Annotated in this window: 7 protein-coding genes; all 7 read left to right on the top strand. The window is 61.4% G+C overall.

All coding sequences use genetic code 11. The annotated features are described in order from the left end of the window. The first annotated feature begins 1 nt into the window (after position 1). Positions 2–3,112 (top strand): pilus assembly protein, encoded by a 3,111-nt coding sequence (locus D0550_RS24985; RefSeq protein WP_116811919.1) that lies wholly within the window; start codon positions 2–4, stop codon positions 3,110–3,112. A gap of 4 nt (positions 3,113–3,116) precedes the next feature. Next, positions 3,117–3,617, top strand: coding sequence for a GspH/FimT family pseudopilin (locus tag D0550_RS24990; RefSeq protein WP_116811934.1), 501 nt, complete (start codon positions 3,117–3,119; stop codon positions 3,615–3,617). Positions 3,618–3,701: 84 nt separating this feature from the next. Further along, complete coding sequence (locus D0550_RS24995) at positions 3,702–4,358, top strand: glutathione S-transferase family protein (RefSeq protein ID WP_116811920.1); 657 nt, start codon at positions 3,702–3,704, stop codon at positions 4,356–4,358. A gap of 185 nt (positions 4,359–4,543) precedes the next feature. Beyond that, entirely contained in the window at positions 4,544–4,840 is a 297-nt protein-coding gene (locus D0550_RS25000; RefSeq protein ID WP_116811921.1) for a type II toxin-antitoxin system RelE/ParE family toxin, read from the top strand. A gap of 2 nt (positions 4,841–4,842) precedes the next feature. Continuing rightward, complete coding sequence (locus D0550_RS25005) at positions 4,843–5,142, top strand: addiction module antidote protein (protein WP_116811922.1); 300 nt, start codon at positions 4,843–4,845, stop codon at positions 5,140–5,142. 133 nt (positions 5,143–5,275) lie between these two features. Continuing rightward, on the top strand, positions 5,276–5,539 hold the full coding sequence (locus D0550_RS25010) for a hypothetical protein (protein ID WP_153067334.1): 264 nt from the start codon (positions 5,276–5,278) through the stop codon (positions 5,537–5,539). Positions 5,540–5,747: 208 nt separating this feature from the next. Beyond that, a complete protein-coding gene (locus tag D0550_RS25015; RefSeq protein WP_116811924.1) occupies positions 5,748–7,844 on the top strand; it encodes a TonB-dependent receptor domain-containing protein in 2,097 nt (698 codons plus the stop codon). Positions 7,845–8,105: the final 261 nt, after the last annotated feature.

Genomic DNA, 8,105 nt, shown 5'->3' on the forward strand with positions numbered 1-8,105 from the left:
TATGACGCGGTCCAGGAAGTGGTTGATCGGAATGCTCGCCGCCAGCGCCTGCTGGAACGCGGCGGCCGAAGATATCGATCTGTTCATCGGTGCCCAGGCCAGCTCCGGCGATCAGCCGCAAGTGCTGTTCATCATCGACAACACGGCGAACTGGTCGCAGGCCTTCGACAACGAAATGACCGCTCTGCGCAATGTCTTTGCGAGCCTGCCCGCCGACAAGGTTCAGGTGGGCGTGATGTTTGCGGCCGAGACCAGCGGCAGCGACAGCAACGTACCGGGCGGCTACGTGCGCGCGGCGATCCGGCCCATGAATGCGGCCAACAAAGCGTTGTATGCCGCAATGTTCACGGCGATGGACGTCAATAAGGACAAGGGCAACGGCGGGCAATCCAGTTTGGTGATGGCCGAGGCCTATCGTTATCTCAGTGGCGGCCAGGCGCGTTCGGGCAATAACAAGGCGAAGGCGGACTACACTGGCAACACGGGCGCGGATTGGTCGAACAGCGCCACGACGGCTGCTTCGAAAGCAGCCATGAAGGCGATCTACGCTCTGCCTGGCAATGCGCTCGGCTCGAAATCGGCAGCCAGCTACAACGCGCCCGGCGCCGGCGCCAGTTGCAGCAAGCGGTTCATCGTCTATCTCAGCAACGGCCCGTCGCAGGACAACTCCTCGATCGTCTCGACGGCCACTGCGATGCTGCAGGAGGCCGGTGGCAACACCAAGACCATCCCGCTGCCGATCGCCGGCTCGCAGGACAACGTCACCGACGAATGGGCTCGCTTTCTCCATGAGCGGATGGGCGTGATCACGTATGCCATCGAGGTGAACAAGAAGACCAGCGGGCAGGGACCGGGCTGGTCGTCCTTGCTGGAGAACATGGCGTTGTCCAACGGCGGCACGTATCAGAGCACGAGCGACGTGGGCTCGGAGATCGAGAGAGCGGTTCGTGACGTGCTCGCGCAAATCCAGGCGACCAACAGCGTGTTCGCCTCAGTGAGCTTGCCGTTGAGCGCCAGCACTCAGGGCACGTACCTCAATCAAGTTTATGTCGGTCTGTTCCGCCCCGATGGCACAGCGTTGCCGCGCTGGGTCGGCAACCTCAAGCAATACAAGCTGGGCTATAGTGGCAGTGACTTGCGGTTGCAGGATGCACTGGGCTCACCGGCGGTGGATCCCGTCTCGGGCTTCGTCCGAGTCTGTTCCAAGAGCTTCTGGACCAGCCCCAACAAATATTGGAACTTCCGGGCGCAGCAGTTCGAGGGCCAGGAAGGTTGTGCGGTCGAGAACAGCTCGTTTCCGCCCATGAGCTCGGATTATCCGGACGGCAAGTTTGTCGAAAAGGGCGGTCAGGCGCAGTTGCTCAGAGCGACCCCGAGCGCCAATCGTCTGCTCAGCACCTGTACCGGCTTCACTTGCTCATCGGTGACGAGCTTCAATGTCAGCAACGTGACCGCGGCAATGCTCGGCGTTACCAACGACGCGCAACGCCAGAAGATCATCAACTGGGCGCGCGGTCAGGATGTCGATGACGAGCATACGGGCGATTCGATCACGCCCACGGCTACGACGTCGATTGCGATGCGCCCCTCGGCGCACGGCGATGTGGTGCATTCACGGCCCGTCGCCCTCAACTTCGGCACCGATTCCAATCCGGAAGTCGTGGTGTTCTATGCCGCCAACGATGGCGTGTTCCGCGCGGTCAACGGCAACCGTCCGGGCGGCAGCAGCGGCGATGGCGAGATCGATGGCGTGGCGCCGGGCGGCGAGCTGTGGGGCTTTGTGCCGCCGGAGTTCCATAAACACTTCAAGCGTCTGTACGAGAACGTCGTTCCCATCAACTTTCCGACGGTGACCACCGGCTCGCCGGAACCCAAGCCCTACGCCATGGACGGTGCCATCACGGCCTATCGATCGGGCTCGAAAGCCAGCGTGTTCGCGACGATGCGACGGGGCGGTCGCGCCGTCTACGCGTTCAATATCGATGCTGCTCATCCGAGCGACATCAAGCTGGCGTGGAAGGTCGGCTGCGACGACTCACAATGCACCAGCAGCGACTTCAGCGACATCGGCCAGACCTGGTCGCCTGTCAAAACATTCACCGCGACAGGCTACAGCTCGGCCGGCACGCCGCAGCCGCTGCTGATCATGGGTGGCGGCTACGACAACTGCGAAGACGCCAAACCGCACACGTGCACGTCGAGCAGCAAGGGGCACAAAGTGTATGTGCTCGATGCGGCTACGGGCGCGGTCCAGCGCAGCTTCAACACCGAACGCGGCGTGATCGCCGAAGTGGCCGTGGTGCCGGATCTCACCAGCGGCCTGGCTTTGTATGCTTATGTGGTCGATCTCGGCGGCAACGTGTATCGCATCAACATCGGCAACAACGCGCCCGCCGACTGGACGATGACGAAGATCGCTTCGCTTGGCTGCGATACTGCTAACACCAGCTGCAGCTACAACCGCAAGTTCATGTTCGCGCCGGACGTGCTGCTCGAGAATGGTGCCTATGTGCTGTTGCTCGGCTCAGGCGATCGTGAGAAGCCGCGCGAGTATGTCAGCACAGTGCAGAATTATTTCTTCATGCTGAAGGACAAGCCGCAGGATGCCACCTGGTTGACGACCGAGGCCAGCAATTGCTCGGCGGCCGTGCTGTGCTTGAGCTCGCTCACGCCGATTCTGGACGGCGAGATGCCTACTGCCGACCAGCTTGCCGCCAAGAAGGGTTGGTATCTCGGCCTCAATGCCACCGAGCAGGTGGTCACCTCGGCGATCACGATCTTCGGAACTCTTACATTCAGCACGCACGAGCCAGCCGCAGCGGCTCCCGCGATGTGTAGCGCCAACCTCGGTTTGGCGCGCGTGTACAACGTTTCGTATCTGAATGCCGCGGGTCAGGGGAGCAACCGTGACCGCTCGCAGGAGCTGCCGCCTGATATCGGCTTGCCGCCATCACCGGTGGCGGGACTGGTGACTTTGGACGATGGGCGCACGGTGCCGTTCTGCATCGGCTGTACTGCGGATTCGCCGCTGGAAGGCAGCGAACCGAAGATTCCGCCGTCGAGCCTGCCAGCGCAGCCGAAGAACCGTGTGTATTGGTACATCGAGCGCTAGCGACATGGGTCCACGAATCATCTCCGAGCAGGGTTTTACGCTGATCGAACTGGTGGTCGCGCTCTCCATTGCGGCCATCCTGCTTGCCGTCGCCGTGCCCTCGTACAGTGGCTCCCGCTTGAACAGTCAGTTGCGCGCGTCGTCGAACGATCTGCTCGGCAGCATGAATCTGGCACGCAGCGAGGCGATCAAGGGCGGGGCGACGGTGACGATGTGTCCGTCTGCAGGGGGCAATGAATGCGGTGGCGATTGGAGCGGGGGATGGGTGGTAATGCGGGGCGCCGATGTGCTCCAGATCGTGAGCGGCATGCCCAGCGGATTTCAGCTCACTGAGCTCTCCGGCACGACCACGCTGCAGTTTCAATCGACCGGTGTCGATGCCACTCCGGCGGTCTTCAGGGTGTGCCGTTCGAGCCCCGCTGCAGGTAGTCAGGAACGAGTCGTGAGCATGGACGCGACCGGACGGGCATTTGTGAAGCGCACCAGTACCGGCGTTTGCTCGTAGCCGGCTGTTCAGGAAACAGACACGATTCCAGTGACGGATCGGGAACAGTTAAACTGCTCCCAGTCGATCGTCAGGAGAGTGTCGATGGTGCGAATCTATGGCCACCCGTTCGCTGCGTTCTATTGGAAAGCCCTGATCGCGATTTATGAACGCAACGTGCCGTTCGAGTTCTTGATGATCGATGCCGATCACCCGGACAACGCCGCGGCCATCGGCCGGCTGGCGCCGACCGGGCAGTTCCCCGTGCTGGTCGATGGCGAGCGCACGGTGATCGAATCGGCGGCCATCATCGAGTATCTCGATCTTCATCACGGTAACGCGCCGCCAATGATTCCGTCTGATCCACGCGCGGCCATCGAAGCGCGGCAGATGGATAGTGTCTTCGACGATTACGTGATGACACCCCTGTCGCGGATGGTGCTCAACGCGCTGCGCGATGCAGACAAGCGCGATCCTTATGCAGACGTTGAGTCGAAGGCGACGCTGAACAAGAGCTACGCGTGGCTCAATCGTTGGATGGAAGGGCGTGAGTGGGCTGCGAACGATGCCTTCAGCATCGCTGACTGCGCAGCGGCACCTGCGCTCTTTTATGCTCACTGGGGCTATCCCATCCCTGAATCTCTCACTGCGCTTCGCGGCTATCGCACGCGTTTGCTCGCGCGTCCGTCGATCGCGCGTGTCGTCGATGAGGCGAGACCGTGGCGCGAGAACTTTCCGCTCAAGGGGCATAGTCCCGACTAGAGTCATCAAGACGCAGAAATTGCGGAGCAGGTAAAGGGGGTCAAACTCGGGTTTGGCCCCCTTTTTCGTTGTCTGGAGCACGGCCGGGCGCTGGCACCATCAGATGGGTCCACAGGCTTCAACCACGGAGGGACACTGCGTGTTAACCATGGTTGACGGGATGTAATCTATGGTTTACAGTCGCCATGCTCGAAGTATTCAGATCCGAAACGTTTGATCGTTGGTTGCGTGACCTTCACGACATGCGTGCCCGAGCGCGCATCGAGGCGCGGATTCTGCGGTTGTTGCGGGGCAATCCCGGCGATGTAAAGCCGGTGGGATCAGGCGTGAGTGAGATGCGAATCGACTACGGCCCGGGTTATCGCGTGTATTTCACGCGACACGACGAGTTCGTGATTCTCCTTCTGTGCGGCGGTGACAAGCGCACACAGCAAGCGGACATCGAACGTGCGATCGAGATTGCGGAAGACTGGAGGGCTTGACCATGGTGCGCAAGAAAGAAAAGTTCTCTCGTTACGACGTCGCTGATTACCTCGGCAGTGAGGAAGACATCGCGGCCTACCTCGAAGCCTGCATGGAAGAGGCTGGCGATGACGCCGCATACATCGCCGCGGCGCTAGGCGATATCGCACGTGCGCGAGGGATGGCGCAGCTCGCTAAAGACACAGGAATCTCGCGCGAGGGTTTGTATAAAGCACTCTCGCCGGACGGCAACCCGAGTCTGGCGACGATTCTCAAAGTCGTGAAGGCGTTGGGATTGAAGCTGACGGCAAAGGTTGCTTAAAGCGCTTCGAAGCAACGCGGGCCGCGGCCTTGCTCAGTGCTTGAAAATCTGTCAGGCGGCTGCGACACTGGCGCGCATGCACCAAGCCTCGAGTTCACGTTTCCGTGGATCGCCGACACGACAGCGCTCGCGCGTGTTCGTGCTGGGCTTGGCGCTATGCCTGTGGCTCGTCGCTTTCGCGACCCACGTCCACACCGGCGATGAGCTGTCCTCGAACGGCCCATCGAATGCCTGCAGCTTCTGCTTGTCGTTGCCGGCCGGTGCACCTGCTCCTACCGCCGCTGTTCTCTCGCAACTGGTGCTCGTCGCGACGGAAACCGTCGTCGATGTCGCAACGGCGTGGGTTGCCTTCGATGTTCCTTTCTTCTACTTCAGCCAGGGTCCTCCGGCGCGCTGATCCAACGCTGCACCGTTTGCAGCGAGTTTACTGAGCCATCCGTTTGTTTCGCCGTGGAGCGCAATGCGCCTCGCGTCGATTCGGCTGCGCGTCGTTTGCGCGGTCGCCGGTCGAGCTCGGATTCAGATCAGACCATTCACGCCTTTCGCGAGCGGCTGCGGCCGCACGTGACGGAGCGTCGTGCGCGTAACATATTTCGGAGATCGTCATGAAGATTGATAAGGTGCTCGCGTCCAGCATTCGGCTGGTGCTCGCGAGCTCGCTTTCGGGTGTCGCATTCGGGGCTCAGGCTCAGGACACGCAAGGGGACCGGGTCCTGGAGACCGTGCGAGTTTCGGCCAGCGCGGTGAACGAGGATGCAACGAATCTCGCGGCGTCCTACAGCATCCTGGATGGGCAGGCGCTGTTCGAGCGTTCGCAGGCGACGCTCGGCGATACCTTGAATTCCATTCCCGGCGTGAACTCGGACACCTTTGGCGGCGGTTCGAGCCGGCCGGTCATCCGCGGCCAGACGGCACCTCGTGTGGCGGTGTTGTCGGATAGTGCCGCGCTGCTCGACGCGTCGAATATTTCGCCGGACCATGCCGTGACCGCCGAGCCCTTGCTGATCGATCGCATCGAAGTGCTCCGGGGCCCCGCGACCTTGTTGTATGGCAGCGGCGCCATCGGCGGGGTCGTGAATGTGCTCGACAAGAAAATCCCGACGGTGCTGCCGGAGAACGGACTGCAAGGATCGTTTGGCTTGCGGGGCAACAGCTTCGCCAAAGAGAAGGCCGGGGCATTCGAGATCACGGCTCAAGCGACCGAGAACCTCGTGCTTCACGCCGAGGCGATGATGCGTGACGCGGACGACTATCGCGCACGAGGACTGGACGAATCGCGAGTGCATGGCACGTTCTCTGAATCGCAGAACGCGAGCCTCGGCATGTCGTGGGTGGGGGAGCGAGGCTACCTCGGTCTCGCTTATTCCTATCGGGACGATGGCTACGGCGTTCCCGGACACAGCCACGAGTACGAAGGCTGCCATCCGCACGGCAGCGCTCTGCATTGTGGCAGCCATGACGACCATGACCACGACCATGACCATGAGCACGAGCACGAAGCGGTGCCCGAGATTTCGCTGCTGAGTAAGCGTATCGACTTGCGTGGCGAGCTGGCCGATCCGTTCGCCGGTGTGGAGCGCGTCCGCTTGCGGGCCAGCCACACCGACTATCGCCACTATGAGTTGGAAGAGGGCGTGGTCGCGACCACGTTCGAGAACGACGGTTACGAGGCGCGCGTTGAAGTGCAGCACCGGGAAATCGGTCCCTTCAAGGGTGTGGTGGGTATGCAGTTGGCGCAGAACGAGTTCGCTGCGCTCGGCTCCGAAGCCTTCATGCCGCGAGTCAAGAGCCGAACTATCGGCGTGTTCGCCGTCGAGCATGTGGAAGTGGGCGAGAGCTGGCACTTCGAGTTGGGCGCACGGCAAGAGTGGCAGAAGCATTCGCCGCTGAACGACTCACGCGGTCGGCCGCAGTTCGACGATTCCGCGACCTCCGTTTCGGCGGCGGCGATCTGGCAGTTCGTGCCCGATTACTCGCTGACGCTGGCAGTCACGCGTTCGGAGCGGATGCCTCATGCACAGGAGCTCTACGCGCGCGGGATTCACCTGGCGACGAACACTTACGAGTGCGGTCTGGTGCCGCACCCGCTAACCTGCGGCGGTGTGGAGAACAACGCGACGCTGGAAACTGAAACCTCCAGCAACATCGAGGTGACGCTGAAAAAGAATGTGGGCGATCTGACTTTCTCGGTCGGCGCCTACCACAACGAGATCGACGACTACATTTACGCGCGCACCCTCGATCAGTTCGAAGACTTTCGCCTGATCAAGTACACGCAGGGCGATGCGGAGTTCACTGGCCTGGAGGCAGAGGCGACATATCGGTTCAACGAGACTTTCTCCGCGACTCTGTTCGGCGACGCTGTTCGGGCCGAGCTCAAGAACGGCGGCGACCTGCCTCGCATTCCAGCTTCGCGCTATGGCACGCGCTTGAATGCAAACGTCCAGTCTCTCAGCGGAGAGCTCGAGTACTACCGAGTGAACGAGCAAGACAACATCGCGGATTTCGAGTCCGTCACGCCGGGCTACGACATGTTGAACCTGACGCTGAGCTACAGCCCGCGCGGTGAGCGTGGTGCTGTGGTGTATCTGCGAGGCACGAATCTGCTCGATGAGGTCGTGTGGAACCACGCCTCGTACCTCGCTCACGTCGTGCCTCTTCCGGGGCGAGGTGTGACAGCGGGTCTGCGCGTTTCGTTCTGATCAGCGGTGAGCTAGTCGCGGGTCACGGAGCTTCACGGCAGTCTGCCGTGGAGCTCCGTGCTTGATCGGGGCACCGGCCGTGCAGATCCAACAAAGTGAATCGAACAGGACAGCGCGTGACTCTGAGATGTTCTCTAACGAACAGTAGCCATCAGTCGTCAGTGCCTCGCTGTGACCGAGGTGTGACATCGATGTGAGACGGAGTGTTGAGCCTGCAAATTGAATTGTTTGCAGCCTGTCTCTTATACACATCTCCGAGCC

The sequence above is a fragment of the Steroidobacter cummioxidans genome (genome assembly GCF_003104955.1).